The following is a 26,541-nucleotide window of genomic DNA, read 5'->3' on the forward strand; positions in this document are numbered from 1 at the left end:
CCGCGAGCCGAGGAAGACGTGCCCATGAGTGACGATCACCGAACCCCCTACGTTCCCAATCCCCAGCCCCACCCGTGGCGGCGCTGGGTCGCCATCGGCGACTCCTTCACCGAGGGCGTTGGTGACCCCGAGCCGACGGCGCCGAACGGCCTCCGTGGCTGGGCCGACCGCGTCGCCGAGGTGCTGTCGCAGCAGGTCGACGACTTCGCCTATGCCAATCTCGCGATCCGCGGCCGTCTGATCGGCCAGATCGTCGAGGAGCAGGTCGAGCCGGCGATCGCTCTCAAGCCCGACCTCGTGACCTTCTCGGCCGGTGGCAACGACGTGATCCGTCCGGGCGCCGATCCCGACGCCGTGGCTCAGATCTTCGAGGACGCCGTCGTGCGGCTCTCGAGCGATGGCGCCACCGTCGTGGTGTTCACGGGGATCGACACCAACTTCACGCCGGTGTTCCGCGGCATCCGTGGGCGCGTTGCGATCTACAACGAGAACATCCGGGCGATCGCCGACAAGTACGACTGCGTGGTCGCCGATCAGTGGGCGCTCAAAGAGGTGCAGGACATGCGCTTCTTCGACGACGACCGGCTGCACTACAACGCCCTCGGCCATCACGAGGTCGCCCGCATGGTGCTGCGCTCGCTGAACGTGCCGAACGACCTGCAGCCGATGCAGCCCGACCCCTTCCCGGCGCGCACCTGGCGCGAGGCACGTGCGGTCGACTTCGTCTGGGCGCGCGAGCACCTCGTTCCGTGGGTGCTGCGACGCGTGCGTCACCAGTCCTCCGGCGACACGGTCACGGCGAAGCGGCCGGACGCGCTTCCGGTCACCACGCTGACTCCCGCACCCGGCTTCGAGCGCGACGAGAAGGCCTGACCTCGTCAGCTCCCCCGCAGCTCCCACAGCGCCACGGCGCTCGCGGCTGCGACATTGAGCGAGTCGACGCCGCCCGCCATGGGGATCGTCACGACGCTGTCCGCGGCCGCCAGGGCGGCCCGGCTCAGGCCGTCGCCCTCGGCCCCGAGCATCAGGGCGACGCGCTCGTGTCCGGCCGCGCGGAAGGCATCCAGCGGCACGGCCTCATCCGACAGGGCGAGGGCTGCGAGATGGAACCCCTCGCGATGGAGAATGCTGCGCGCCTCGCCCCACGCCGGGAGGCGCGTCCACGGGACCTGGAAGACCGTGCCCATGCTCACCCGCACGCTGCGCCGGTAGAGCGGGTCTGCGCAGCGTGCGCTCACGAGGACGGCGTCGGCGCCGAGGCCTGCGGCGGCACGGAAGATCGCCCCGACATTGGTGTGGTCGATGATGTCCTCCAGCACGACGACCAGTCGCGCATCCTCGAGGACCTCCGCCACGGACGGCAGCTCCGGCCGGTGCATCGCCGCCAGGGCGCCGCGGTGCACCGCGTAGCCGGTGAGCTGCTCGGTGACATCGGCGGCGACCACGTACACGGGTGTGTCCGGAGCGAGCGCGAGTGCCGCGACATCCGGCAGCCACTTCTCCTGCACGAGCACGGAGCGCGGGCGGTGTCCGGCTGCCACGGCGCGGGCGATCACCTTCGCCGACTCGGCGATGTAGAGCCCGCCGGCGGGTTCGAGGACGCGGCGGAGCGCGACATCCGTGAGATCCCGGTAATCGGCCAGGCGAGCGTCGTCCGCCGTCTCGATCCGCTCGATGCCCACGGCCCCACTCTCGCACGCGGCGTAACATCCCGGTAAACCGCGAGCCCTACACTCTGACCCGAAGGGGGTGATCGCGTGTCGATCGTGACCGAGCTCGATGCCGCAGCGGCGGGCTCGCTCTCGCGCGCGATCGACGCCCTGGCAGGCCGGCGCATCGCGATCCTCACGGGCGCGGGCGTCTCCACGGATTCGGGCATCCCCGACTACCGCGGCCGAGGCGCCCCGGTGCGCACCCCCATGACCGCCGAGCAGTTCCTCGCGAACGAGGCCGCGCGCCGGCGGTACTGGGTCGGCAGCCACCTCGGGTGGCGCACGTTCGCGGCCGCGGAGCCCAACGACGGCCACCGTGCCATCGCTGAACTCGAGCAGAGCGGGGTGGCCACCGGCGTCGTCACGCAGAACGTGGACGGGTTGCACGTGCGAGCGGGGAGCCGTCGCGTGGTCGAGCTGCACGGGACAATGCGCCGCGTGTTCTGCACGCACTGCGGGCAGGTGTTCGACCGCCGCGACCTCGCCGTGCGCGTCGAGGCCGACAACCCGTGGATCACCGTTCCCGACAGTGTCGCGCTCGGCCCCGACGGCGACGTCCTTCCGGAGAGCAGCGACGGATTCGTCGTGCCCCAGTGCACGGTGTGCGGCGGGATGCTGAAGCCCGACGTCGTCTTCTTCGGGGAGTTCATCCCCGCCGAGAAGTTCCGTGAGGCGGAGCAGCTCGTCCAGGCGAGCGACGGGCTCGTGATCGCCGGCTCGTCGCTCGTGGTGAACTCCGGCATCCGCCTGCTGGAGCGCGCGCGGCGACGCCGACTGCCCGTCGTGATCGTGAACCGGGGCGTCACCCGCGCCGACGCCCGCGCGACGGTCAAAGTCGACGCGGGCACGAGCGAGGTGCTGCGCGCCCTCGCCGGCGCCCTCCCCTCAGCGCTCTGACAGGCCGCGCGTCGTAGGCTCGTCGCGTGACCGCGCTGACCCTCATCCGACACGGCGAGACCGACTGGAATCGCGCCCGGCGCATCCAGGGGTCGACCGATATCCCGCTCAACGACACCGGCCGCGAGCAGGCGCGCGCCGCCGCTGCTGCGCTGCAGGCGGGTCTGGGTGAACGGCCTGTCGCGATCGTCTCGAGCGACCTCTCCCGCGCGTACGAGACGGCCGCGATCATCGGCGCCGAACTGGGTCTGCCCGGCCCTCGCGTCTACCCCGGCCTGCGTGAGCGGTCGTACGGCGAGGCCGAGGGCATCGATGCCGCGGAGTTCCAGGAGCGCTGGGGCGACTGGCACACGGCCGAGGTCCCCGGTGCCGAGCCGTCGTCCCTGCTGCGCCGCCGCGCCCTGTCGGCCCTCGCGCACGCGGTGCGGGATCACCGCCTGGCCACCGGTCCCGGTGAGGCTCGCCTGGTCGTGGTCACCCACGGTGCGCTCATCCGCGAGGTCATCCGTCATGCTTCGGGCGGCGAGCTTCCGCCCGTCGGCGAGCGGCTCGCGAACGGGTCGGCGCACGAGGTGCTGTTCGAGCGCGACCGTCTGCGCCTGCTGTCGTACGCGGGAGCGGTGGCCTAGGCTCGGCGCCATGCCGAGTCCCGCTACCGTCGACGAGTACATCGCCGGGTTCGACCCCGAGATCGCCGACCGCCTGCGCCGCGTGCGCGCCGAGATCGTCGACGCCGTCACCGCGGCCTCGGGCAGGCCGCCCGAGGAGAAGATCCGCTACGGCATCGCCGCCGTCATGCTCGGCGGCCGGTACGCGCTGCATTTCGCGGGCTGGAAGAAGCACATCGGCCTCTACCCGGTGCCGGCGTTCGACGAGTCGCTGGATTCCGCCGTCGCGCCGTACCGCGCGGAGAAGGACTCGGTGGTGTTCCCCCACACGGCCGATCTGCCCTACGACCTCGTCGGCCGCATCGCCGCCGCGATCGCGGCTCAGCGCGTCGCGGCGAAGGACTGACCGCGGCGGGCGAGCTCCTCGCCCAGGATCTGCACGGCCTTCGGCCCGACGCCGTGGATCGCCAGCAGCTGGGCTTCGCTGCGTAGACGCAGATCCGCGTACCGCGTGATGCCGTGCAGCGCGAGCTCGCGCGTCGCGACCTTGCCGATCCGCGGGGTGAGCGCGTCGTCGATCATGACTCTGCGCGCCGCAGTGTCGCGCGCGCGTGCCGGAGGACCGGCTCGTCGACCATGCGCCCGTCGTAGGTGAAGACGCCGCGCTCGCTCTCGGCGGTCTCGAGGACGCCGCGCGCCCACGCCACGGCCTTCTCATCCGGCCGGTAGGCGTCACGGATGACCACGACCTGGCTCGGATGGATGCACGCCGTCGCGGAGAATCCGGATGCCGCGGCATCCGCTGCCTCGATGGCCAGGCGCTTCACGTCGCCGATGTCGAGATGCACGGCATCGATCGCGGCCTTCCCGCGGGCCCCGGCGGCGAGCAGCACCCGAGCACGCGCATATCGGGCGATGTCGCGGTAGCGGCCGTTGGGCTTGCGGCTGGACGTGCCGCCGATGCTGGCGACGAGGTCTTCGGCGCCCCACATGAGCGCGACGACGTTGGGCAGCGCGGCGATCCGGTCGGCCTGCGAGATTCCCTTCGCCGTCTCGCACAGGGCGACGACGTCGAACCGGCGGTCGAGCTTGGCCAGGCGCTTGGGCGACTCCGCCTTGGCGACCATGATGCGCCGGTAGTCCGTCTGCGACAGGGATGCCAGGTCGGACACGAAGTCCTCGGAATCCAGCGGGTTCACACGCACGATGACGCGATCGGGGTCCAGCTCGGACTCGATCACCGCGCCGCGCGCGGCTGCCTTCGCCGCGGGGGCGACCGCGTCCTCGAGGTCGAGGATCACGGCGTCGGAGCGCTCGAGCGCCTTCCGGAATCGCTCAGGGCGGTCGGCCGGGCAGAACAGGATCGCGGGGCCGGTGCCGAGCGTGCTCATGAGTCCTCCTCGGGGGCGCACCACATCAGCGCGGTCCTCGTGGCCGACGCGACGACCTCGCCCTGCTGGTTGCGTCCGATGTGCCGCATGGTCACGATCCCCTGGCCCGGGCGTGAGGCCGAGAGCCGCTTGTCGAGGATCTCGGTCTCGGTGTACAGCGTGTCGCCGTGCAGCAGCGGGGCCGGGAAGGAGATGTCGGTGAGACCGAGCTGGGCAACGAGCGTGCCCTGCGTGATCTGAGACACGGACGCGCCGACCATCGTGGCGAGCGTCCACATCGAGTTCATGAGTCGCTGGCCGAAGGGCTGGCCCTCCGAGAACGCGGCGTCCAGATGCAGCGCCTGCGTGTTCATCGTGAGCGTCGAGAAGAGCACGTTGTCCGCCTCGGTCGCCGTGCGACCCGGGCGATGCAGATAGCGTGCGCCGATCGCGAGCTCGTCGTAGTAGAGCCCGCGCTGCACGATCGCCTTCGCCTCGCCGGTGCCGTCCACGTCCGTCACGCTACTCCCAGGGATCGCGCGATGACGAGCAGCTGCACCTCGTTCGTGCCTTCGCCGATCTCGAGGATCTTGGAGTCCCGGTAGTGGCGGGCGACGGGGTACTCGTTCATGAACCCGTTGCCGCCGAAGATCTGCGTCGCGTCGCGCGCGTTGTCCATCGCGGCGTCGCTCGCGGTCAGCTTGGCGATGGCCGCCTCGGTCTTGAAGGACTTGCCGGCGTCGCGCAGGCGCGCGGCGTGGTGCCACGCGAGCCGGGCGTTGTGCACGCGCAGCTGCATGCGTGCGAGGAGGAACTGGATGCCCTGACGGGTGGAGAGCGCGTCGCCGAAGACGGTGCGCTTCTTGGCGTAGTCGATCGCCGCTTCGAGGCAGCCCTCCGCCGCTCCGGTGGACAGTGCCGCGATGGCGATGCGCCCCTCGTCGAGGATGTGGAGGAAGTTCGCGAAGCCGCGGCCCCGCTCCCCCACGAGATTGCCCTCGGGAACGCGCACGTCCTGGAATGTGAGCGGGTGCGTGTCGGATGCGTGCCAGCCGACCTTGTCGTAGCCGGGCTCGACGGTGAATCCGGGGGTGCCCGAGGGCACCATGATCGTCGAGATCTCCTTGCGTCCGTCCGTCTCGCCGGTGACGGCGGTCACGGTCACGAACCGGGTGATGTCGGTGCCCGAGTTGGTGATGAACTGCTTCGAGCCGTTGATGACCCATTCGCCGCCGTCGAGCTTCGCAGTCGTGCGCGTCGCCCCCGCGTCGGAGCCCGCCTCGGGCTCGGTCAGGCCGAAGCCCGCCAGCGCGCGGCCCGCGAGCAGATCGGGAAGGAGTTCCTGCTTCTGCTCCTCGGTGCCGAACCGGAACACCGGCATGGCGCCGAGGCTGACACCGGCCTCGAGGGTGATCGCGATCGACTGGTCGACGCGGCCGAGCCCCTCGATCGCGAGGCACAGCGCGAAGTAGTCGCCGCCCTGCCCGCCGTACTCCTCGGGGAACGGCAACCCGAACAGGCCCAGCTCGCCCATCTGCGCGACCACGTCCATCGGCAGCGTCTTGGTGCGGTCGGCTTCGTAGGCCTGCGGTGCGACGACCTGCTCGGCGAAGTCGCGCACCATGCGGGCGAGCTCGCGCTCGTCCTCGGTGAGGTTGTGGTGGTCCATGGGTGCTCCTCGGGTCTCAGGAGGGGGAATCGGATGCCTCGTCGTGCGAGGGCTCGGTCAGGGTGACGTGGGCGAGCACCTGGTCGCGGCGCACCTGGTCACCCACGGCGACGTCGAGGCGCACGATGCCGCCGTGCGGTGCGACGACGGGATGCTCCATCTTCATCGCCTCGATCGTCACGATGCGGTCGCCCGCCGAGACGGTCGCGCCGTCGGCCGCGTGCACGGCGACGACGGCACCGGGCATCGGCGCCCGCAGCTCGGGATCGGTCGCGGCGGCGGCGCGCTCGCGCGCTGCCAGCCGGATGTCCATCGCCTCGCGGCGGCTGATCGCACGCAGGCGGTGGGTGGCGCCGTCGGCGTGGACCCAGGCCCACCCCTCGGCGTCGAAGGCGAGCGTGACGCCGTCGTCGGCGGCGGGACCGCTCGACCCCGCGTCCGCGTGGGTCGAGGCCGCGAACGCCATCGGTGCAGGGCTCGGGATGACCACGATTGCGTCCGCGGTCTCGATCGCGACCGTCGCCGGCTCCGCAGGGCCGCCGGCCCGCCAGCCCGACCGCTCGCGCCACAGCGGGGATGCGGCATCCGCTCTCTCCCGGGCGTCGGAAGGGCCGCCGTCCGCCGCCGCGGCCGCGCCCAGCGCGAGCGACGTCGGCCGGGGCGCTGCGAACGGCGGCATCCGATCGATGAGACCGGTGTCCATCCGGCCGGACTGCACGGCGTCGTCGGCCAGCAGTTCCCGCAGGAACCCGATGTTGGTGTCGACGCCGAGCAGGACCGTGTCCGCAAGCGCCGCGTCCAGGCGCGCGAGCGCCTCCGACCGGTCCGCGCCGTGCGCGATGACCTTCGCGATCATCGGGTCGTAGTCGGCCGTCACGGTCGAGGCGGACTCGATCGCGGCATCCGTGCGCACGTCCGCGGCGGGCTGCCACAGCAGCACCTCCCCGGTGGCGGGGAGGAAGCCGCGCTCGGGGCTTTCGGCGTACACGCGCGCTTCGATCGCGTGGCCTTCGAGGTGCACGTCCGCCTGTCCGAACGCGAGGGGCTCCCCCGCGGCGATGCGCAGCTGCTGCTCGACCAGGTCGACCCCGGTCACGAGTTCGGTGACGGGATGCTCCACCTGCAGACGGGTGTTCATCTCGATGAAGAAGAACTCGTCGGGGCGGTCTCCCGCGACGAGGAACTCGACGGTGCCGGCGCCCCGGTAGTCCACGCTCGCCGCGGCAGCGCAGGCGGCGGCGCCGAGGCGCGCGCGCGTCTGCGCATCGACGACGGGCGAGGGCGCCTCTTCGATCACCTTCTGGTGTCGCCGCTGCAGCGTGCACTCGCGCTCGCCGAGATGGACCACGGCGCCGTGCTCGTCGGCGAGCACCTGCACCTCGATGTGACGCGGACGCTCGATGAGGCGTTCGAGCAGCAGGGTGTCGTCGCCGAACGCCGATGCCGCCACGCGGCGCGCGGTCGCGAGTGCGTCGGCGAGATCGGCGGCTTCGCGGACCACCTGCATGCCCTTCCCGCCGCCTCCCGCCGAGGGCTTGACGAGCAGCGGGAAGCCCGCCTCACCGGCCGCCGCCGCGATCTCGGCATCGGTCATCCCGGCGGCACTGAACCCCGCCGCCGTGGGCACGCCGTGCCCCGACACGTGCTCCTTCGAGCGGATCTTGTCGCCCATGACGTCGAGCGCGCGCACGCCGGGTCCGATGAACACGATCCCCGCCTCGGCGCACGCGCGGGCGAACGCGGCGTTCTCGGACAGGAACCCGTAGCCCGGGTGAACGGCTTCGGCGCCGCTCTCGCGCGCGGCGACGATCACCGCGTCGATGTCGAGGTACGAGGCGGATGCTGCGGCCGGCCCGATCCTCACGGCGACGTCGGCTTCGCGCACGTGCGGGGCGTCGGCGTCGGCGTCGCTGTAGACGGCGACGGAGCGGATGCCGAGGCGCCGCAGCGTGCGGATCACCCGACGCGCGATCTCGCCGCGATTGGCGACGAGGACGGTGCGGAAGGGAGCGGTGTCGGGGGAAATCATCGGGTTCACATCCGGAAGACGCCGAAGCGGGGTTCGGGGAGCGGCGTCCGAGAGACGACGTCGAGCGCCAGCCCCAGGAGGTCGCGTGTGTCGGCGGGGTCGATGATGCCGTCGTCCCACAGGCGCGCGGTCGCGTAGTACGGGTTGCCCTGCTCCTCGTACTGCGCACGGATCGGCGCTTCGAACGCGGCCTGCTCGTCGGCCGGCCACTCCTCGCCGCGCGCCTCGAGCTGATCGCGTTTGACGGTCGAGAGGACGGATGCTGCCTGCGGGCCGCCCATGACCGAGATCCGGCTGGCCGGCCACGTCCACAGGAAGCGCGGCGAGTACGCGCGCCCGCACATGGAGTAGTTGCCGGCCCCGAAGGACCCGCCGATGACGACGGTGAGCTTGGGCACACGGGTCGTCGCGACGGCGGTGACCATCTTGGCGCCGTCCTTCGCGATGCCGCCGGCCTCGGCATCCGTCCCCACCATGAAGCCGGAGATGTTCTGCAGGAACAGCAGGGGGATGCCGCGCTGGTCGCACAGCTCGATGAAGTGGGCGCCCTTCTGCGCGGACTCGCTGAACAGCACGCCGTTGTTGGCCACGATTCCGACGGGGTGGCCGTGGATGCGCGCGAAACCGGTGACGAGGGTGGCGCCGTACTCGCGCTTGAACTCGTGGAGCTCGCTCGCGTCCACGAGCCGTGCGATGACTTCGCGCACGTCATAGGGCTGGTTCACATCGACGGGGACGACCCCGTAGAGGTCGGCCGGGTCCACGACGGGCGCCACCGCGGCGGCGACATCCCAGGCGGGCCCCGCCGGCGACGGCAGCGTCGCAACGATGTCGCGCACGATCTCGAGCGCGTGCTCGTCATCCTCCGCGAGATGGTCGACCACACCCGAGCGGCGGGCATGCAGTTCTCCCCCGCCGAGTTCCTCGGCCGTCACGACCTCGCCGATCGCCGCCTTCACGAGCGGTGGTCCGCCGAGGAAGATCGTGCCCTGGTTGCGCACGATGACCGTCTCGTCGCTCATCGCCGGAACGTAGGCCCCGCCCGCCGTGCACGAGCCGAGCACGGCCGCGATCTGCGGGATGCCGGCAGCCGACAGTCGCGCCTGGTTGAAGAAGATGCGCCCGAAGTGGTCCCGGTCGGGGAACACCTCGTCCTGCATGGGCAGGAACGCACCGCCGGAGTCGACCAGGTAGACGCAGGGCAGGCGGTTCTCGACGGCGATCTCCTGCGCGCGGAGGTGCTTCTTCACGGTCAGCGGATAGTAGGTGCCGCCCTTGACGGTCGCGTCGTTGCAGACGACCATCACGTGCCTGCCGTGGACGAGACCGATCCCGGCGATCACGCCGGCCGCAGGGGCATCTCCGCCGTACAGCCCCTCCGCCGCGAGCGGCGCGATCTCGATGAACGGGCTCCCCTCGTCGAGGAGGCGCGTGACACGGTCGCGCGGCAGCAGCTTGCCGCGGGCGATGTGGCGCGCACGGGAAGCCTCGGGCCCGCCGAGCGCCGCAGTGGCGAGCCGCTCGCGCAGCCGCTCCGCCTGCTCCGCCTGCGCGTCGCGCGTGCGCGCGAAGGCGTCGTCACGGACGGCCGAGGTCGTCAGTGCAGCCATGTCATCTCCGTCGACGTCACGATCGGGTCACGTTCGTTGTCGGGACGCGACCGCATTGGTTAGTGTTCACTAACTGGAGTCCAGGTTAGCGAGGATTAACTGAGATGACAAGCGGGGTCACCGAGCGCGATCGTGCGAAGGCGGATCGCCAGGCGGCGATCCTCCACGAGGCGGCGAGGCTCTTCGCCGAGCGCGGCTTCAGCGGGGTGAGCCTGGAGGAACTGGGCGCAGCGGTCGGCGTCAGCGGACCCGCCCTCTACCGGCACTTCGCGAATAAGCAGGCGCTGCTCGGCGCGATCCTGGTCGGCGTGAGCGAACGCCTCCTCGCGGGGGGTCGCAGCGTCGTCGATCGCGGTGGAGCTCCCTTGGATCAGCTCCGCGCCCTCATCGCCTTCCACGTGGACTTCGCGCTCAGCGACGCCGATGTCATCCGCGTCCAGGATCGCGACCTCGCCAGCCTGTCCGACGACGACCGCCACAGCGTGCGACGCCTCCAGCGCGAATACGTCGAGGTCTGGATCGGCATCCTCCTCGCCCTCCACCCCGATCGAGCCCGCGATGATCTGCGCGTTCGCGCCCACGCGTGCTTCGGCCTGATCAACTCGACGCCGCACAGCGTCCGCGTGCTGCGGGAAGGACCGCGCGAAGACCACGTGCGCGGCATCCTCGAGTCCATGGCCCTCGCCGCTCTCATCGCCTGACCCCTCGCCGGGTGTCCTAGTCTGAACGGACGATGCCGGACTCCGGCCGGAACAGCGACGCAGACGGGGCGGCTGCCGCTGACGGCAGCGTCACGTCCCCGGCCGTCGAGGTGCCCGCAGACACGGGCGGCGACGCCAGCACGCGCCGCGACTTCCTGAAGCTCGGCGGCGTCGCGGCGGCCGGACTCGTGGTCGGCGGGGGCATCGGTGCCGCCGCCGGCGCGTCGATCGGCCACACCGTGGGCGTCCAGGAGGCGTCGATCGACTTCGGCGCCGTGCCCCCGCGCTCCGAGCCCGGTTTCGACCACGTGGTCGTGCTGATGGGCGAGAACCGCTCCTTCGACAACATGCTGGGCTGGCTGTACACGCCCGACGACCTGCCCGCGGGCGAGACCTTCGACGGACTCGCCTTCGGCGACTACGCCAATACCGCGCCGACCGGCGAGCGGATCCCGGCTCATCCCTACGACGGGCCCACCGATGAAGTGATGGGCCGGCCCAACCCCGACCCCGGTGAAGAGTTCCCCCACGTGAACACGCAGCTGTTCGGGACAGTGGATCCCGCGAGCAACGCGACGAGCCAGATCGGCCAGATGCAGGCACCGTTCAACGCTCCGCCGCGAGGCACGGGTCCCTCGATGTCGGGCTTCGTGCAGGACTACTGGAACAACTATGAGCGGCTGCGGGGCGGCGCTGCGCCGTCCGTCGACGAGGCCAGGCACATCATGGGCGGCTTCTCACCCGAGCAGCTTCCCGTGCTCTCGACCCTGGCCAGGGAGTTCGCCGTCTTCGACGCCTGGTTCGCCGCGGTGCCGTCGCAGACCTATTGCAATCGCTCCTTCTTCCACGCGTCGACCTCGCACGGCTACGTCACCAACAAGGGGGGCGGCGGCTACGACAAGTGGCTCGACGCACCGAAGACGCCGACCGTCTTCAACCGCCTCGAGGAGGCGGGCGTGTCGTGGAAGGTCTACTTCGACGAGATGCAGTTCGTGTCGCTGACCGGAATGATGCACGCCCCGGTCCTGCAGCAGTACTGGCGCACCGGCAGATTCGGCCACATGAGGGAGTTCTACGAGGATGCCCGCACTGGGAACCTGCCGGCGTACGCGTTCATCGAGCCCCGCATGGTCTACAACCACAACGACTTCCACCCGCCGTTCGGCGTCTACAAGTCGAGCGAGGTCGACGGCCGGATGATCGTCGACTCCGCCGTCTCCGACGTGCGGGCCGGCGAGAAGCTCGTCGCCAGCGTCTACAACGCGATCAAGCACTCGGCGACGCCGGGCGGATCGAATGCGATGAACACGATGCTCCTCATCACTTTCGACGAGCACGGCGGCACCTACGACCACGTGCCGCCCCCGAGCGCGACGCCCCCGACGGCGGATGCGATGGCGGGAGAGATGGGATTCTCCTTCGACCGCCTCGGCCTGCGCGTGCCCGCGATCGCCGTGTCCGCCTACACCCGCAGCAACACGATCCTGCACGACGAGATGCACCACGGGGCCGTCATCGCGACCCTGACGCGGCTGCACGGCCTGCGACCGCTCACGCGCCGCGACGTGAGCGCGAACGACCTGTTCTCGATCGTGAATCTCTCGGCACCGCGCGAGCCTTCGACCTGGCCTGTCGTGCACCCGATGTACGTCCCTGCGAATCCCGAGGAGGACGAGCCGATCGACCTCAAGGACGGCGCCCACAAGGACAAGCCGCTCAGTCCGCCCGGCCGCGGTCTGGTCGGCCTGCTTCTCGCCCGCTACGGCGCAAGCGAGGACGAGCCGCTGACCTATACGCAGGCGTACGACGCGATCCACAAGCACGGTCTGGGCCTGTTCTACCCGAAGATCGACTGACCGCTCCTCGCACAGCGAGGTGGCCCGGCGCGCACCGCACCGGGCCACCTCCACTCCCCTGCAGGATCAGCGCAGCAGCATCGCGCGGCCGGGCTCGCGCAGAACGTTCGCGACATCGACCATGAACCGCGAGCCCTGCTCGCCGTCGACCAGGCGATGGTCGAACGACAGCGCGAGCGTCATGACATCGCGGAGGGCGATCTCGCCCTTGTGCTCCCACGGCTGCCGGCGCACGGCGCCGAGCGCCAGGATGCCGGCCTCGCCGGGGTTGAGGATCGGCGTGCCCGCGTCGACGCCGAAGACGCCGACGTTCGTGATCGAGAAGGTGCCGCCCATCATGTCGGCGGGCGACGTCTTGCCCGCCCGCGCCGTCTCGGCGAGTGAGCGGATCGCGTCCGCCAGCTCAACGAGCGAGAGCTCCTGCGCGTCGCGGATGTTCGGCACGACGAGCCCGCGCCCGGTGGCCGCCGCGATGCCGAGGTTCACGTAGTGGTGCTCGACGATCTCGCCTGCCGCGTCATCCCAGCGCGAGTTCAGGCCCGGGTGGTGCGCGAGCGCGAGGCACACGGCCTTCGCGGCGACCGCCATGACACCGATCTTGTGGTCCTGCAGCGAGCGGTCGGCCTTCAGTGAGGCGATCAGCTCCGTCGTCGCCGTGACGTCCACGGTCAGGAACGTCGTGACGTGCGGGGCCGTGAAGGCGCTGCGCACCATCGCCTCGGCGGTGTGCTTGCGCACTCCTCGGATCGGCGTGCGGGTGGTGCGCTCGCCCGACGACGGCGCCGGTCGCAGCTCGGGCATGAGCTCGGGTTCGGCGATGGACGTCGTGCCGACGGGCGTCGCGCCCACGCGTGCGGCATAGGCCTCGACATCCGCTCGGGTGATGACGCCGTTCGCTCCCGTCGCCTCCACCAGCGCGAGATCGACGCCGAGCTGCTTGGCGAAGAGACGCACCGGCGGCGTGGAGCGCGGGCGCTCGAGCGGCCGGTCGACCTCGGTCACGTGGATCGCATCGTGCGGCGCCGCCTCGAGGACAGCGGTGTCGGATGCCGCCGGCCGGCCGGCCGCCGAGCGAGCCCGACGCTGCGGGCGGGCGCTTCCGCGGGGGGCGGCGCCGTAGCCCACGAGGTTGGGCTCGGCCTTCGCCGGCTCTTCGCTCGCCTGCGGGGATTCGGCGGCCGGGGCGGGCGCGAGGGCGTCATCCCCGCCGAGGTCGTAGGAGATGAGCACGGACCCCACCTCGACGACGTCGCCGGCGGCGGCGTGGAGCGTCGAGATCGTGCCGGCGTAGGGCGACGGCAGCTCGACCACGGCCTTCGCCGTCTCGACCTCCGCGATCGTCTGGTTCAGCGTGACGGTGTCGCCTTCGGCGACGAGCCACGCGACGATCTCCGCCTCGGGAAGACCCTCGCCGAGATCGGGGAGCCGGAAGTCCTGCATCACAGTTCGACCCCCGTCAGGCTGTTCGGGCGGTCCATGACCCGGTCGACGGCGTCGAGGATGCGGTCGAGATCAGGGATGTGGTGCTTCTCGAGCTTGGCCGGCGGATAGGGGGTGTCGTGGCCGGTCACGCGCTGCGGCGGCGCCTCGAGGAAGTTGAAGCAGCGCTCGGTGACGCTCGCGACGAGCTCGGCTCCGACGCCCGCCTCGCGGGCTGCCTCGTGGGTGACGACCACGCGTCCGGTCTTGCGGACGGATGCCGTCACCGTGCGGTAGTCCACCGGCGAGATCGAGCGCAGGTCGATGACCTCGATCGAGACGCCGTCGTCCTCGGCCGCGGTCGCGGCATCCATCGCAGTCAGCACCTGCGATCCGTACGTCAGGAGCGTGACGTCGCTGCCCTCTCGCGCCACGCGCGCGAGCCCCATCGGCGGCGCGTCGGCCAGGTCCACGTCGAGGTCCACCTCGCCCTTCGTGTGGTAGAGCTTCTTCGGCTCGAAGTACACCACCGGGTCGTTGGACGCGATGGCCTGCCGCAGCATGACGTAGGCGTCGTGCGGGTTCGAGACGGCGATGACCCGCAGCCCCGAGGTGTGCACGAAGTACGCCTCAGGCGACTCGGAGTGGTGCTCGGCGGCGCCGACGCCGCCCGCCCACGGAATGCGGATCGTGATCGGCATCTGCACGTTGCCGCGCGTGCGGTAGTGCATCTTCGCGACCTGGCAGACGATCTGGTCGAAGGCCGGGTACATGAATCCGTCGAACTGGATCTCGACGACCGGGCGGAACCCGCGGAACGCCAGTCCCACGGCCGTGCCCATGATGCCTGCCTCGGCGAGCGGGGTGTCGACGACGCGCTGCGCGCCGAACTCGTCCTGCAGGCCATCCGTGATGCGGAACACACCGCCGAGCTTGCCGATGTCCTCGCCCATGACGAGCACCTTCGGGTCGTCGGCCATCGCGCGACGGAGTCCTTCGTTGATGGCCTTCGCCATGGTGAGCTGCGTCATCGCCCCGCCTCCGCGTCGTCTGCGATGAAGCCGTCGAGGTAGGCGCCGTACCACGCGCGCTGCTCGTCGATGCCGGAGTGCTGCTCGGCGTAGACGTTGTCGAACACCGTGATCGGCTCGCGGGTGACCGCGCCCTGCGCTGCGGCGCGCACCTCGGCGGCCAGTGCGTCGGCATCGGCTGCCACACGGGCGGCGAACTCATCGTCGTACTCGCCCTGGGCGCGCAGCAGCGCCTCGATGCGAGCGAGGGGGTCGCGACCCTTCCAGCGCTCGACCTCCTCCTTGTCGCGGTAGCGGGTGGGGTCGTCGGAGGTCGTGTGCGGTCCCATGCGGTAGGTGACGGCCTCGATGAACGCGGGGCCGTTCCCCTGGCGGGCGTTGTCGACGGCCCACCGCATCGCCGCGAGGCACGCGAGCACGTCGTTGCCGTCGACGCGCATGCTCGGGATGCCGAACCCCGGAGCGCGACCCGCGATCGAGAACTTCGCCTGCACCGAGACGGGCTCCGAGATGGCCCAGTGGTTGTTCGAGCACACGAACACGACGGGCGCGCCGTAGGACGACGCGAAGATCATCGCCTCGTTCACGTCGCCCTGGCTCGTGGCGCCGTCGCCGAAGTAGGCGGCCGCGACCTGATCGGTGCCGTCGCGCTGGATGCCCATCGCGTAGCCCACGGCATGCAGGGACTGCGCGCCGATGATGATCTGCTGCGTGGCCGTGTTGATGTCGTAGGGGTTGTACGTCGAGTGCTCCTCGCCGCGCCACGCGAGCACGTAGTCGGCGGGCTGGGCGCCGCGCACGAAGGCGATACCGGTCTCGCGGTAGCTCGGGAAGGCGAAGTCGTCGGCACGGAGTCCACGCGCGGTGCCGATCTGCGTGGCCTCCTGGCCCCGGCACGGCGGCCACAGCGCGAGCTGGCCCTGACGCTGGAGCGCGACACCCTCGGTGTCGATGCGGCGCAGCAGCACCATGTCGCGGTACAGCGAGCGCAGGGCGGCGCCGTCGATGTCCGCCACCCAGCGATCGAGCTCGGGATCGGCGACGCGCTCGCCGTCGGGGGTGACCAGCCGTGCGACGTCGTCGGTGTCGGTCGCGAGATCGGCGGGCGGGGTCAGGGTGTGCGTCATCGTCATCACTCCTCGGTGCAACCCTCCCTCGTGAGGAGGGGCGTCGTGGCGCCGGCATCATCACCGGCACCTTCGAGGCTACGTCCGCATCGCACCTCGCTCAAGCATCTGGGTTCTGCTTGAGCATGTTGACAACTGTTGACCGTTCGAACCGTGCTAACGTTTCGCACTATGAGTGCCCTCGATCACGTCGACCTGGAGCTCCTGGCCGCCCTCTCCGCCGACCCCCGCGCGACGGTCGTCGCGCTCGCCGAACGCCTCGGGCTGTCACGCAACACGGTCCAGGCGCGCATGGCCAGGCTCGAGCGCTCCGGCGTCTTCCTGTCCTACGAGCGGGCGATCTCGTCTTCGTCGCTGGGCTACCCCATCGAGGCGTTCATCAGCGTCATCGTGCGGCAGGCGGAGCTCCCCCGCATCTCGGCGGAGCTGGCGCGTGTGCCCGAGATCGTGCAGGCGCACGGGCTGTCCGGGCAGGTCGACCTCCTGGTGCGCGTCGCCTGCCGCGACACCCAGCACCTCTTCGACACCGACGCGCGCATTCTTGCGATCGAAGGCGTCGAGCGCACCGAGACCTCTCTCGTGATGGGCGAGGTCATCCCCCATCGCGTGATGCCGCTCATGGAGCTCGCACGACGCGAGCCCTGATCCTGCTCCTTACGGGAGCGGAACCGACGCCGCGGGCGAGGGCGCAGCCGATGCCGGAGCGGATCGGAGGTCGTCGACCTTGACGAGGACGACTCCGGCGAGGATCAGCGCACCCCCGGCGAACTGGATCGGCGCGGGGACCTCGGCCAGGAAGATCCAGGCGAAGCCGAGCGCGAACAGCACTTCGGACAGTCCGACGAACGAGGCCACGCGCGAGCCGATGCGCGGCACGGCCATGACGCCCAGCGCGTACCCGAGGGTCGTGGCCACAGCGGCGACCCACAGCAGCGGCACGAACCACGGCACCTCGACACCGGCGAGCTCGACCGAGACCGCGGGCGCCTGGAACGGCATGATGCCCACGAGGCACAGCAGTCCCATGATCGCGGCGCCGACCAGCAGCCCGCTCGCCGCGAGTGCCAGCGGAGGAAGGTCATCGCCGGCGCGCTCCGAGATCACGAAGTACGCGCACACGCAGACGGCCGCCGCGAGCGCGAGGAGCGTGCCGATGAGGTCGAACGAGGCACCCGAGATGTCGACCACGAGGATGAGCCCGAGCACAGCGACGCCCGAGCCCCAGAGCACGAGGGACGACGGCGCCTTGCGGGTGCGCAGCCAGACGAACGCGACGAGCATGACCGGCGCGAGGTACTGGATGAGCAGCGCCACCGCGACGGGCATGCGCTGCATGGCCGAGAAGAAGAAGAGCTGGCAGCCGAGCACCGGCATGAGCCCGAACCCGGCGATCAGCTTCCAGTGCCGGCGGAGGAAGCCGGGCTGGCGCCGGATCGCGCGGAACACCGCCGGCGAGAGGATGAGGCCGGCCACCCCCATCCGCACGAGGAGGGCGGCGCCGAGCGACCATCCGGCCTCGAGCAGCGGTTTGATGAACGGGCCGCTGGACGAGAACGCGAGCGCGGAGGCGACGGCCATCACGAGCCCGGTCGTGCGCACCCGAGAGGATGCTGCGATCGGCGTGATCACGGGCAGTGACGCGGTCGAAACGGTCATGGGCGGCATCCGGCTGTCAGGGGTGAAATATGTCTACACTGGTGACGGTATCGAACAGGATGTCAGGAGTCAACATGGTTTTCATCCATGACACGCGACGCACGCTCATGATGGTCGTGGATCTGGTCAACACGCTGCCGGGCTTCGACGGCGAAGACACCCTGCAGACCCCCGACGACCTCGCGCGGTTCCTCGTGACGAACCCCTACACGGGCGTCGTCCGCACCGACGACGAGGAGGTCGCCGCGGTGCGCGCGGTGCGCTCCCGACTGCGCGAACTGTGGCAGGTCGACCGCGAGGGCGCCGTTCCGCTGGTGAACGAGATGCTCGCCGACGGCGAAGCCCTCCCCCGGCTCGTCATCCACGACGAGTACGACTGGCACATCCATGCGACGTCCGACGATTCGCCCCTCGCCACACGCATGATGGTCGAGGCGGCGATGGCGTTCATCGACGTGATCCGCTCCGACGAGTACGACCGGGTGCGAACCTGCGCCGCCGACGACTGCGAGTCGGTCTACATCGATTACTCGAAGAACGGATCCAAGCGGTACTGCGACACCGGCAACTGCGGCAATCGCATGAACGTCATCGCGTACCGGGCGCGGAAGGCTCGAGAAAGGGCCTGATCGCGTCCGCCGCGACGGCGGGCGTCTCGTAGTGGATCAGGTGGCCGACGTCGGGGATCTCGACGAGCTGCGCCGACGGGAACAGCGTGGCGAGCGTGCGCTCCGCCTCGATCGGCGTGATGTCGTCGCGGACGGCAGCGACCAGGAGCGTGGGCTGCGTGATGCGCGGCGCGAACTCCCGCACATCGTGCGACACCGACGCGAGGAACGCGTCGTGCAGCACGTCGCGGTCGGCGAACCGCGAGAAGTAGGTGTCGTGCTGGTCGTGGATGAAGCTGCGCAGCTCGGGATCCTTCGTCTTGGCCATCGACTCGCTCATCACCCGCACGACCACGCCGTTGCGCAGGAGCGCCTCGCCCACACGCTCGGGAAGCCGGGCACCGGCCCAGTAGTAGAACACCGCGAGGCGCGTGAGGAGGCCGCGCGGCCCCTCGAGCGCCGGCGCCCCGATCGGATTGACCAGGACGACGCGGGGAGTCACGAGGCCGTCTGCGACCGCGGCCGCGACGACGATCGATCCGAACGAGTGGCCGAGGATGACAGCACCGGGCGCCACCGCGGCGGCGAACTCCTTCAGCCACTCCGCGTAAGCGCTCAGATCGTGACGGATGCCGGGAAGAGGCGCGGTCTCGCCGAATCCGGGGAGGTCCGGTGAGATGATCCGCACGTCGGGCAGATGGGCGACGACAGGCTCGAGCCCGTGGTGCTCGCCGCGGAAGCCGTGCACGGCGATCACGGTGGTGGCGGCATCCGCCGGCCCGTACACCCAGTACGCGGTGATGCCCCCGCCGACGGCGACCTCGTGACGCTCGACGGGGATCGCGTCGAGGAGGGGAGCGTACGGGTTCGCGGTGGCCACCCCCCGATTCTACGAGGGGACCGCGGTGCGCCTGCGGCGCCGTGTCGGATGCCGCGCATACCGTGATCGGCATGGAGCAGTGGCGGGCCGAACCTCTCGCGCTGTTCGACGTTCCCGAGTGGGTGCGGGTGGTCGGCGTCTTCGACCTCGAGACCACGGGAGTCGACGTGACTTCCGACCGCATCGTGACCGCGCACGTGGGCCTGCTCGATGCCTCCGGAGCCGTGCTGAACGCCCGCGACTGGCTCGCCGACCCCGGTGTGGCCATTCCCGACGGCGCCGCCGCGATCCATGGCATCTCGACCGCGCATGCCCGCGCCCACGGCCGGCCGGCGCCTCACGTCGTGGGCGAGGTGGTAGCCGCACTGCGCGGCCTGCTCGACGCCGGCATCCCGATCGTGGCGTACAACGCGCCCTATGACTTCTCCCTGCTCAAGTACGAGGCGCTCCGGCACGGCATCGACCCCATTCTCGATCCCTCCCCCGTCATCGATCCGCTCGTCGTCGACAAGGCGTACGACCGCTGGCGGCGCGGCAAGCGCACCCTGTCGGTCGTCGCCGCGCACTACGCGGTGCGGCTCGACGGCGCACACGAGGCCGCCGCCGATGCGGTCGCGGCGGGGCGCGTCGCCCAGGCACTCGCCGAGCGCTTCGCACCCTGGCTCCCCGAGACCGCGCACGAGCTGCACACCCGGCAGATCGCGTGGGCGCGAGCCCAGGCGGCGAGTCTCACCGACTACTTCATCCAGATCGGACGCCTCGATCCCGAGGACCGCCTCGACGGCAGCTGGCCGATTCGCTGACGGTCGGGCGAACGCGGGGCCCTCGCGGAAACGACGAAGGCCCCGCCGGAGCGGGGCCTTCGGTGCGGCTGCTTACTTGCCGAAGTTCTTGAAGCGCTGGTTGAACTTCTCGACGCGACCGGCCGAGTCCATGATGCGCTGCTTGCCCGTGTAGAACGGGTGCGAAGCCGACGAGATCTCGACGTCGATGACGGGGTACTCGACGCCGTCGAGCTCGATCGTCTTGTCGCTGGTCACCGTCGAACGGGTGAGGAAGGTCTCGCCGGAGCCGAGGTCGCGGAACACGACGGCCTTGTACTCGGGGTGGATGTCAGTCTTCATGGGAAGTCCTTTGAAAGTGGGCCCTGGATTTTGCCAGGACGGACAAAGTCTGAGGTGCGATTGCACCAAAGAGCGATTCTATCAGCCTCGGGCCCCCACGCGGAATCGGCGATCGGGGGGCAGCTCAGTGGGCTGCGCGGGCCGCGTAACGGCCGTCGTGCTCGGTCAGTTGGATGGGCACCCCGAAGGTCTCGGTGAGCGCCTCCGCGGTGAGCGTCTCCTGAATCGGTCCGGATGCCACCGCACGGCCTTCGGCGAGCAGCAGGACGTGGGTGAACCCGACGGGGATCTCCTCGACGTGATGGGTGACCATGATCATCGCGGGGGTCGTCGGCGCCTGGGCGTAGCCGCCGAGGAGGATCAGGAGCTCCTCGCGGGCACCCAGGTCGAGGCTCGCCGTCGGCTCGTCGAGCAGCAGCAGCTCGGGGTCGGTCATGACGGCTCGCGCGATCTGCACGCGCTTCTGCTCGCCGTCGCTGAGCGTGCCGAAGGTGCGGTCCGCGAGGTGATCGAGCTTCCATTCGGCCAGCACCCGCAATGCGCGGCGCTCGTCGAGGTCCTCGTAGTCCTCGCGCCAGCGGCCGAGCACCGAGTACGCGGCCGTCAGAACGACGTTGAGGACCGTCTCCTCAGGCGGGACGCGCCGGGCCATCGCAGACGACGCGAACCCGATGCGCGGGCGAAGCTCGAACACATCGGTGCGGCCCAGTCGCTCGCCGAGGATCGTCACCGCGCCGGACGTCGGATGCATGAGGGTGTCGGCGAGCTGCAGCACCGTGGTCTTGCCCGCGCCGTTGGGTCCGAGGATCACCCAGCGCTCGTCGTCGGAGACGTTCCAGTCGAGGTGGTCGACGATGTCCCTGGCGTTCCTGCGGACGACGACGTCGGAGAATTCGAGGACCTGCGGCATGCGTCCAGCCTATCGGCCGGACGCGGTCACCTCCGCGTACAGCGCGGCCGTCTGGTCGGCGATGCTCTGCCAGCTGAAGTCGTTCGTCGCCCGCTCGCGACCGGCCCGTCCGTATGCCCGAGCGCGCTCCGGATCCGACACCACCTCGGTGAGTACGGCGGCGAGATCCGCGACGAACTTCTCGGGGTCGGTCGGCGTGCCGGTGCCGTCCTGCACCTGGTCGATGGGCACGAGGCGCCCGGTGACGCCGTCGACGACGACCTCCGGGATGCCTCCTGTCGCGGTGCCGACGACCGCCGCGCCGCACGCCATCGCCTCGAGGTTGACGATGCCCAGCGGCTCGTACACGGACGGGCAGACGAAGGTCGTGGCGGCGCTGAGCACCGTGCACAGCTCGTGTCGCGACAGCATCCGATCGATCCACACGACGCCCTCGCGCGTCTGCTGGAGGCCGCGCACGAGCTCTTCGACCTCGGCCATGATCTGGGGCGTGTCGGGGGCGCCCGCGCACAGCACGACCTGCACGTCGGCCGGCAGCCGCTCCGCGGCGCGCAGGAAGTACGGGAGGCCCTTCTGGCGGGTGATCCGGCCGACGAAAACGACCGACGGACGGGACGCGTCGACACCGAGCTCGGCGAGCAGGGACGGGTCTTCGACCGGATGCCACGACTCGACGTCGATGCCGTTATAGATGACCCTCACAGCGTCGGGGTCGAGCGACGGGTAGCTGCGCAGGATGTCCTGGCGCATGCCCTCGCTCACCGCGACGATCGCCGCCGCGCCCTCGTAGGCGGTCTTCTCGATCCAGCTCGAGACGGCGTACCCGCCGCCCAGCTGCTCGGCTTTCCACGGGCGCAGAGGCTCGAGGCTGTGCGCGGTGACGATGTGCGGGATGCCGTGCAGCAGCGACGCGAGGTGTCCGGCGAAGTTCGCGTACCAGGTGTGGCTGTGGACGACGTCGGCGCCCGCGACATCCGGCACGATCTCCAGGTCGGTGCCGAGAGTCTGCACGGCCGCATTCGCGGCGGCGAGCTCGGTCGGCACCCCGTACGCGGTCGTGCCGTCCTCTTCGCGATCCGCGCCGAAGGCGCGCACCCGGACATCCAGCGATTCGCGCAGCGCCTTGACGAGCTCGGTGACATGCACCCCCGCGCCACCGTAGATCTCGGGCGGGTACTCCTTCGTCACGATATCCACGCGCATGGGACGAAACCTAGTACACGCGACGCACCGGGAAAACCCGCTACCCGGGTTCCGATGCGCCCCCTAGGGTGGTGGCATGCCTGCAGCGCCGAAGGTCTTCGGAATCATCCTCGCCGGCGGCGAGGGCAAGCGATTGATGCCCCTCACGGCCGATCGAGCGAAACCTGCCGTGCCGTTCGGCGGGCAGTACCGGCTGATCGATTTCGCGATCTCGAACCTCATCAACTCGGGCCTGCGTCAGGTCGTCGTGCTGACGCAGTACAAGTCCCACAGCCTCGACCGCCACATCTCCCAGACGTGGCGCATGTCGGCGCTCCTCGATTCGTACGTGGCGTCCGTCCCCGCGCAGCAGCGCCTCGGCAAGCGCTGGTTCTCGGGGTCGGCCGACGCGATCCTGCAGAGCCTGAACCTGATCAACGACGAGCAGCCCGACATCGTCGTGGTCATCGGCGCCGACCACGTCTACCGCATGGACTTCCGCCAGATGCTCGCCGCGCACATCGAGTCCGGTGCGCGCGCCACGGTCGCCGGCATCCGACAGCCCATCTCGCTGGCCAACCAGTTCGGCGTCATCGACGTCGCCAAGGGCGACACCACGCGCATCAACGATTTCCTCGAGAAGCCTCAGAGCCCCACGGGACTGGCGGATTCGCCCGGTGAGGTGCTGGCGTCGATGGGCAACTACATCTTCAACACCGAGGCGCTCATCGAGGCCGTCGAGTCCGACGGCGAGCTGCCCACCTCCAACCACGACATGGGCGGCGACATCGTCCCGTACTTCGTCGGTCGCGGCGAGGCGGGCGTCTACGACATGAACCGCAACGACGTGCCCGGCTCGACCGACCGCGATCGCTACTACTGGCGTGACGTGGGGACGATCGAGTCGTTCTTCGACGCGCACCGCGACCTGATCTCGACCCTGCCCATCTTCAACCTCTACAACACCGACTGGCCGATCCACTCGCAGGCCGTGAACTCGCCGCCCGCCAAGTTCGTGCGCGACTCGGTCGGCCGGATCGGCAACGCGATCGACTCGATCGTCTCGCTCGGGTCCGTGCTCTCGGGCACGCACCTCGAGCGCAGCGTCGTCGGGCCGTGGACTCTCGCCGGCGGAGGTTCGACGATCACGGACTCGGTGCTCTTCGATCACGTCCAGGTCGGCGCAGGGGCACGCATCCACCGGGCCATCCTCGACAAGCACGTGATCCTCGCGGAGGGTGCGACGGTCGGGGTGGATCGCGAGAAGGATCTCGCGCGAGGGTTCACCGTGACCGACACCGGCATCACCGTCGTGGGCAAGGGCGTCCGCGTCGAACGGTGACCCGCGGGTTGGGACCACGGCATCCTCCGCCGATAGCGTGGGAGGATGCCTCTCCCCCGCGCGCGCTTCCTGGTCGTGCTCGACGCCGACTCGACGCTGATCCGCAACGAGGTCATCGAGCTGATCGCCGATGAGGCGGGTCGCGGGCAGGAAGTCGCGGCGGCGACCGAGGCCGCGATGCGGGGTGAGGTCGACTTCGCCACGAGCCTGCGCTCGCGCGTGAAGGAGCTGGCCGGGGTCCCGGTGGCCGCGTTCGCGCGCGTGCTCAGCCGTATCGAGCCGACGCCCGGCGTGCACGAGCTCGTCGCCGCCGTCCACGAGCGCGGTGGCCGCGTGGGAGTGGTGTCGGGCGGCTTCCACGAGATCCTCGACACCGTCGCCCCCCGCCTGGGCGTGGACGTCTGGCGCGCCAACCGCCTCGCGACGTCGGGCGACGCGCTCAGCGGCCTCGTGGACGGCGACATCGTCGACGCGGAGGGGAAGGCGGTCGCCCTGCGGGAGTGGGCGGCAGAAGCGGGCGTGCCCCTCTCGCGCACGATCGCGATCGGCGACGGAGCGAACGATCTGCGCATGATGGCCGTCGCGGGGCTCGGGGTCGCGTTCAACGCCAAGCCCGCCGTCCGCGCACAGGCCGACGTGGTGGTCGGCCCCGTCGACCTCGCCGAGGTCGTCGCACTGCTCCCCTGACCCGCGCGGATGTCGGATGCCCCGGCTAACGTCGGGGCATGGACATCATCCTCGTTCCCGGTCTCTGGCTCGACGCCTCGTCGTGGGAGGACGTGACCCCCGCCCTGGAGGCGGCCGGTCATTCCGCCCGTCCCCTCACCCTTCCCGGAGTCGGCGATCCGGCGAGCGAGTCCGCCGCGATCGGCATGCAGGACTGGGTCGACGCCGTCGTGGCCGAGATCGACGCCGTCGGCGGCCCGGTCGTGCTGGTCGGGCACAGCGGAGGCGGCAACGTCGTGTGGGGTGCGGCAGAGGCGAGGGCGGATGCGGTCGACCGTGTGATCTTCCTCGACACGGTTCCCCCGCCGAGCGGGCAGGGCATCTCGGAGTTCGAGCTGGTCGACGGCGTCGTGCCGTTTCCGGGGTGGGATTTCTTCGATGAGCCCGAGGTCGCTGATCTCGACGACGAGGTGCGCGCGAAGTGGGCGGCACGCGCGCACAGCGTTCCGGCGAAAGTGCCCACCGATCCGGTCGTGCTCGACGGAGCGCGACGCCACGCGGTCCCGGTCACGATCCTCATGGGCGGCATGGATGACGCGGAGTTCCGCGGCGCCGTCTCGCAGTGGGGTCCGTTCGGCGACGAGTTCTCTGCGATCGCGGATGCCGAGGTGGTCCGCCTGGGATCGGGGCACTGGCCGCAGTTCTCGCAGCCTGATCGCGTCGCGCGGGCGATCCTGGATGCTGTAGACCGTTAGGCGCTGCTCGGCAAGCCCGCCATTCGGCGGCTCGGCACAGCACGCCGTGGTGTCGGGGGGGTCAGTGCCCCATGCCCAGACCGCCATCGACGGGGATCACGGCCCCGGAGATGTAGGCGGCATCATCGGACGCGATCCACGTGACCACGCCGGCCACCTCGTCGGCGGTCGCGAAGCGGCCGGCGGGGATGTTCTTCTTGTACTCGGCCTGCGTGTCGTCGCCGAGAGCGGAGGTCATGTCCGTCTCGATGAAGCCCGGAGCCACCACGTTCGCCGTGATGCCGCGGGCACCGAGCTCGCGGGTGAGGGAGCGTGCGAACCCGACGAGCGCGCTCTTGGATGCGGCGTAGTTGATCTGCCCCGCCGACCCGTACAGTCCCACGACACTCGAGATGAGGATGACGCGGCCCCACTTGGCGCGCAGCATCCCCTTCGAGGCGCGCTTGACGACACGGAAAGCCCCGCCGAGGTTGGTCGCGACCACGCTGTCGAAGTCCTCTTCGGTCATGCGCAGGAGGAGGGTGTCCTTGGTGACACCGGCGTTGGCCACGACGATCCCGATCGGACCGAGGGCGTTCTCCACCTCGGTGAAGGCGGCATCGACGGCAGCAGCGTCCGTGACGTCCGCGCGCACGGTGAGGGTGCCCTCGGGACCCTCACCGGAACGCGCGGTTACGGCGACCTTGTAGCCCTGGGCGACGAACCGCTCGGCGATGGCACGGCCGATGCCGCGGTTTCCGCCGGTGACGAGGACGACGCGATCGCTGGACATGGTGGTGCTCCCCAAGGGTGTGTGACGGATTCGCCCCAGCCTACCGGCGCGGCGTTTGACACCCCGCGACGTGCGCTGGGACGCTGGGAGCGACATCCGACGAGAGGCCCTCCGTGAGCGACAACACCCCCGACGCAGCCGCACCCCAGCCGGGCGCGTACCCGCCCCCCGCGCCCGGTGCGTACCCGCCGCCGGCGCAGAGCGCACCGCCCGCGTACGGCGCACCGCCGGCGTACGGCTCCACGCAGCCGTACCCCACGCCGCCCCAGTACGCAGCCCCGCAGGCCTACAGTGCGCCGCCCCAGTACGCAGCGGCCCCGTACGGCTACGGCGCTCCGGCCAAGACCAACACCCTCGCGATCGTGTCGCTGGTGGCTTCGATCGCGGGCCTGCTGATCGTCCCGTTCATCGGCTCGATCGTCGGAGTGATCACGGGGCACATGTCGCTCGGCCAGCTCAAGACGAACGGTGAGGAAGGTCGCGGTCTCGCGCTCGCCGGAACGATCATCGGCTGGGTGGGACTGGGACTCGCGATCATCGGCCTCATCGCGCTCATCGGCTTCATCGCCTTCGTCGCGAGCGTCGCGGAGTCCCCCTACTCCTGACCCGCGCGCGGG

The 26,541-nt window shown here is 70.4% G+C and carries 29 protein-coding genes; 13 read left to right on the top strand and 16 right to left on the bottom strand.

Going from position 1 to position 26,541, the window contains the following annotated elements:
• Positions 1–24: 24 nt before the first annotated feature.
• A complete protein-coding gene (locus ASD93_RS06295) occupies positions 25–873 on the top strand; it encodes an SGNH/GDSL hydrolase family protein (RefSeq protein WP_056120278.1) in 849 nt (282 codons plus the stop codon).
• A gap of 5 nt (positions 874–878) precedes the next feature.
• On the opposite strand, the gene ASD93_RS06300 is transcribed toward ASD93_RS06295, so the two are convergent.
• A complete protein-coding gene (locus ASD93_RS06300; RefSeq protein ID WP_056120281.1) occupies positions 879–1,682 on the bottom strand; it encodes a TrmH family RNA methyltransferase in 804 nt (267 codons plus the stop codon).
• Positions 1,683–1,766: 84 nt separating this feature from the next.
• Between ASD93_RS06300 and ASD93_RS06305 the strand changes: the two genes are divergently transcribed.
• The 3 genes from ASD93_RS06305 to ASD93_RS06315 are packed head-to-tail and all read left to right on the top strand — an operon-like array spanning position 1,767 to position 3,623.
• A complete protein-coding gene (locus ASD93_RS06305) occupies positions 1,767–2,609 on the top strand; it encodes a Sir2 family NAD-dependent protein deacetylase (protein ID WP_414843697.1) in 843 nt (280 codons plus the stop codon).
• 26 nt (positions 2,610–2,635) lie between these two features.
• A complete protein-coding gene (locus ASD93_RS06310) occupies positions 2,636–3,238 on the top strand; it encodes a histidine phosphatase family protein (protein WP_056120287.1) in 603 nt (200 codons plus the stop codon).
• Between the two features lie 10 nt (positions 3,239–3,248).
• Positions 3,249–3,623, top strand: coding sequence for an iron chaperone (locus ASD93_RS06315; RefSeq protein WP_056120289.1), 375 nt, complete (start codon positions 3,249–3,251; stop codon positions 3,621–3,623).
• On the opposite strand, the gene ASD93_RS06320 is transcribed toward ASD93_RS06315, so the two are convergent.
• The 6 genes from ASD93_RS06320 to ASD93_RS06345 are packed head-to-tail and all read right to left on the bottom strand — an operon-like array spanning position 3,599 to position 9,895.
• Positions 3,599–3,799: a hypothetical protein gene (locus ASD93_RS06320; protein ID WP_056120292.1), complete on the bottom strand. Its 201-nt coding sequence runs from the start codon at positions 3,797–3,799 to the stop codon at positions 3,599–3,601. The genes ASD93_RS06315 and ASD93_RS06320 overlap by 25 nt on opposite strands.
• Positions 3,796–4,608 (bottom strand): HpcH/HpaI aldolase/citrate lyase family protein, encoded by an 813-nt coding sequence (locus ASD93_RS06325; RefSeq protein ID WP_056120295.1) that lies wholly within the window; start codon positions 4,606–4,608, stop codon positions 3,796–3,798. Before ASD93_RS06325 ends, ASD93_RS06320 begins: the two co-directional genes overlap by 4 nt.
• Entirely contained in the window at positions 4,605–5,099 is a 495-nt protein-coding gene (locus tag ASD93_RS06330) for a MaoC family dehydratase (RefSeq protein WP_056120299.1), read from the bottom strand. Before ASD93_RS06330 ends, ASD93_RS06325 begins: the two co-directional genes overlap by 4 nt.
• Before the next feature lie 5 nt (positions 5,100–5,104).
• Positions 5,105–6,256 carry an acyl-CoA dehydrogenase family protein gene (locus tag ASD93_RS06335; protein ID WP_056120302.1) on the bottom strand — a complete coding sequence of 384 codons (1,152 nt, stop codon included), beginning with the start codon at positions 6,254–6,256 and terminating at the stop codon, positions 5,105–5,107.
• A gap of 16 nt (positions 6,257–6,272) precedes the next feature.
• The gene (locus tag ASD93_RS06340; protein WP_056120307.1) at positions 6,273–8,285 is read right to left on the bottom strand and encodes a biotin carboxylase N-terminal domain-containing protein; all 2,013 of its coding nucleotides are present in this window, start codon (positions 8,283–8,285) and stop codon (positions 6,273–6,275) included.
• A gap of 5 nt (positions 8,286–8,290) precedes the next feature.
• Positions 8,291–9,895: a carboxyl transferase domain-containing protein gene (locus tag ASD93_RS06345; RefSeq protein ID WP_056120309.1), complete on the bottom strand. Its 1,605-nt coding sequence runs from the start codon at positions 9,893–9,895 to the stop codon at positions 8,291–8,293.
• A gap of 104 nt (positions 9,896–9,999) precedes the next feature.
• On the opposite strand from ASD93_RS06345, the gene ASD93_RS06350 reads away from it, so the two are divergent.
• On the top strand, positions 10,000–10,596 hold the full coding sequence (locus tag ASD93_RS06350; protein ID WP_056120312.1) for a TetR/AcrR family transcriptional regulator: 597 nt from the start codon (positions 10,000–10,002) through the stop codon (positions 10,594–10,596).
• Positions 10,597–10,628: 32 nt separating this feature from the next.
• Positions 10,629–12,452, top strand: coding sequence for an alkaline phosphatase family protein (locus ASD93_RS06355; protein WP_082569203.1), 1,824 nt, complete (start codon positions 10,629–10,631; stop codon positions 12,450–12,452).
• A gap of 66 nt (positions 12,453–12,518) precedes the next feature.
• On the opposite strand, the gene ASD93_RS06360 is transcribed toward ASD93_RS06355, so the two are convergent.
• The 3 genes from ASD93_RS06360 to pdhA are packed head-to-tail and all read right to left on the bottom strand — an operon-like array spanning position 12,519 to position 16,035.
• Positions 12,519–13,895 carry a dihydrolipoamide acetyltransferase family protein gene (locus ASD93_RS06360; protein ID WP_056120315.1) on the bottom strand — a complete coding sequence of 459 codons (1,377 nt, stop codon included), beginning with the start codon at positions 13,893–13,895 and terminating at the stop codon, positions 12,519–12,521.
• Positions 13,892–14,902 (bottom strand): alpha-ketoacid dehydrogenase subunit beta, encoded by a 1,011-nt coding sequence (locus ASD93_RS06365; protein ID WP_056120318.1) that lies wholly within the window; start codon positions 14,900–14,902, stop codon positions 13,892–13,894. Before ASD93_RS06365 ends, ASD93_RS06360 begins: the two co-directional genes overlap by 4 nt.
• Entirely contained in the window at positions 14,899–16,035 is a 1,137-nt protein-coding gene (gene pdhA, locus ASD93_RS06370) for a pyruvate dehydrogenase (acetyl-transferring) E1 component subunit alpha (RefSeq protein ID WP_082569204.1), read from the bottom strand. Before pdhA ends, ASD93_RS06365 begins: the two co-directional genes overlap by 4 nt.
• Before the next feature lie 165 nt (positions 16,036–16,200).
• Here pdhA and ASD93_RS06375 point away from each other — a divergent pair, with 165 nt between their 5' ends.
• Positions 16,201–16,674: an Lrp/AsnC family transcriptional regulator gene (locus ASD93_RS06375; protein ID WP_056120322.1), complete on the top strand. Its 474-nt coding sequence runs from the start codon at positions 16,201–16,203 to the stop codon at positions 16,672–16,674.
• Between the two features lie 9 nt (positions 16,675–16,683).
• Here ASD93_RS06375 and ASD93_RS06380 read toward each other — a convergent pair whose 3' ends face one another.
• A complete protein-coding gene (locus ASD93_RS06380) occupies positions 16,684–17,685 on the bottom strand; it encodes an EamA family transporter (RefSeq protein ID WP_056120325.1) in 1,002 nt (333 codons plus the stop codon).
• Between the two features lie 74 nt (positions 17,686–17,759).
• Here ASD93_RS06380 and ASD93_RS06385 point away from each other — a divergent pair, with 74 nt between their 5' ends.
• Positions 17,760–18,314: a CGNR zinc finger domain-containing protein gene (locus ASD93_RS06385; RefSeq protein ID WP_056120328.1), complete on the top strand. Its 555-nt coding sequence runs from the start codon at positions 17,760–17,762 to the stop codon at positions 18,312–18,314.
• On the opposite strand, the gene ASD93_RS06390 is transcribed toward ASD93_RS06385, so the two are convergent.
• Positions 18,274–19,173, bottom strand: a complete 900-nt coding sequence (locus tag ASD93_RS06390; RefSeq protein ID WP_056120331.1) for an alpha/beta fold hydrolase — start codon at positions 19,171–19,173, stop codon at positions 18,274–18,276. The genes ASD93_RS06385 and ASD93_RS06390 overlap by 41 nt on opposite strands.
• A 71-nt stretch (positions 19,174–19,244) precedes the next feature.
• On the opposite strand from ASD93_RS06390, the gene ASD93_RS06395 reads away from it, so the two are divergent.
• Positions 19,245–19,976, top strand: a complete 732-nt coding sequence (locus ASD93_RS06395) for an exonuclease domain-containing protein (RefSeq protein WP_056120932.1) — start codon at positions 19,245–19,247, stop codon at positions 19,974–19,976.
• Positions 19,977–20,048: 72 nt separating this feature from the next.
• On the opposite strand, the gene ASD93_RS06400 is transcribed toward ASD93_RS06395, so the two are convergent.
• The 3 genes from ASD93_RS06400 to glgA form a co-directional block, all read right to left on the bottom strand.
• Complete coding sequence (locus ASD93_RS06400; RefSeq protein WP_056120333.1) at positions 20,049–20,297, bottom strand: type B 50S ribosomal protein L31; 249 nt, start codon at positions 20,295–20,297, stop codon at positions 20,049–20,051.
• 124 nt (positions 20,298–20,421) lie between these two features.
• On the bottom strand, positions 20,422–21,207 hold the full coding sequence (locus ASD93_RS06405; RefSeq protein WP_056120338.1) for an ABC transporter ATP-binding protein: 786 nt from the start codon (positions 21,205–21,207) through the stop codon (positions 20,422–20,424).
• A 9-nt stretch (positions 21,208–21,216) separates the two neighbouring features.
• On the bottom strand, positions 21,217–22,410 hold the full coding sequence (gene glgA / locus ASD93_RS06410) for a glycogen synthase (protein ID WP_056120341.1): 1,194 nt from the start codon (positions 22,408–22,410) through the stop codon (positions 21,217–21,219).
• Between the two features lie 76 nt (positions 22,411–22,486).
• Between glgA and ASD93_RS06415 the strand changes: the two genes are divergently transcribed.
• The 3 genes from ASD93_RS06415 to ASD93_RS06425 are packed head-to-tail and all read left to right on the top strand — an operon-like array spanning position 22,487 to position 25,152.
• The gene (locus ASD93_RS06415; protein ID WP_056120344.1) at positions 22,487–23,731 is read left to right on the top strand and encodes a glucose-1-phosphate adenylyltransferase; all 1,245 of its coding nucleotides are present in this window, start codon (positions 22,487–22,489) and stop codon (positions 23,729–23,731) included.
• A gap of 45 nt (positions 23,732–23,776) precedes the next feature.
• Positions 23,777–24,418 carry a phosphoserine phosphatase SerB gene (serB, locus tag ASD93_RS06420; protein ID WP_056120348.1) on the top strand — a complete coding sequence of 214 codons (642 nt, stop codon included), beginning with the start codon at positions 23,777–23,779 and terminating at the stop codon, positions 24,416–24,418.
• 38 nt (positions 24,419–24,456) lie between these two features.
• Positions 24,457–25,152, top strand: a complete 696-nt coding sequence (locus ASD93_RS06425; protein ID WP_056120350.1) for an alpha/beta fold hydrolase — start codon at positions 24,457–24,459, stop codon at positions 25,150–25,152.
• A 61-nt stretch (positions 25,153–25,213) separates the two neighbouring features.
• On the opposite strand, the gene fabG is transcribed toward ASD93_RS06425, so the two are convergent.
• Positions 25,214–25,924, bottom strand: a complete 711-nt coding sequence (fabG, locus tag ASD93_RS06430) for a 3-oxoacyl-ACP reductase FabG (protein ID WP_056120352.1) — start codon at positions 25,922–25,924, stop codon at positions 25,214–25,216.
• Positions 25,925–26,037: 113 nt separating this feature from the next.
• On the opposite strand from fabG, the gene ASD93_RS06435 reads away from it, so the two are divergent.
• Positions 26,038–26,529 carry a DUF4190 domain-containing protein gene (locus ASD93_RS06435; RefSeq protein ID WP_056120355.1) on the top strand — a complete coding sequence of 164 codons (492 nt, stop codon included), beginning with the start codon at positions 26,038–26,040 and terminating at the stop codon, positions 26,527–26,529.
• Positions 26,530–26,541: the final 12 nt, after the last annotated feature.

The organism is Microbacterium sp. Root180, assembly GCF_001428485.1.
Lineage (GTDB): Bacteria > Actinomycetota > Actinomycetes > Actinomycetales > Microbacteriaceae > Microbacterium.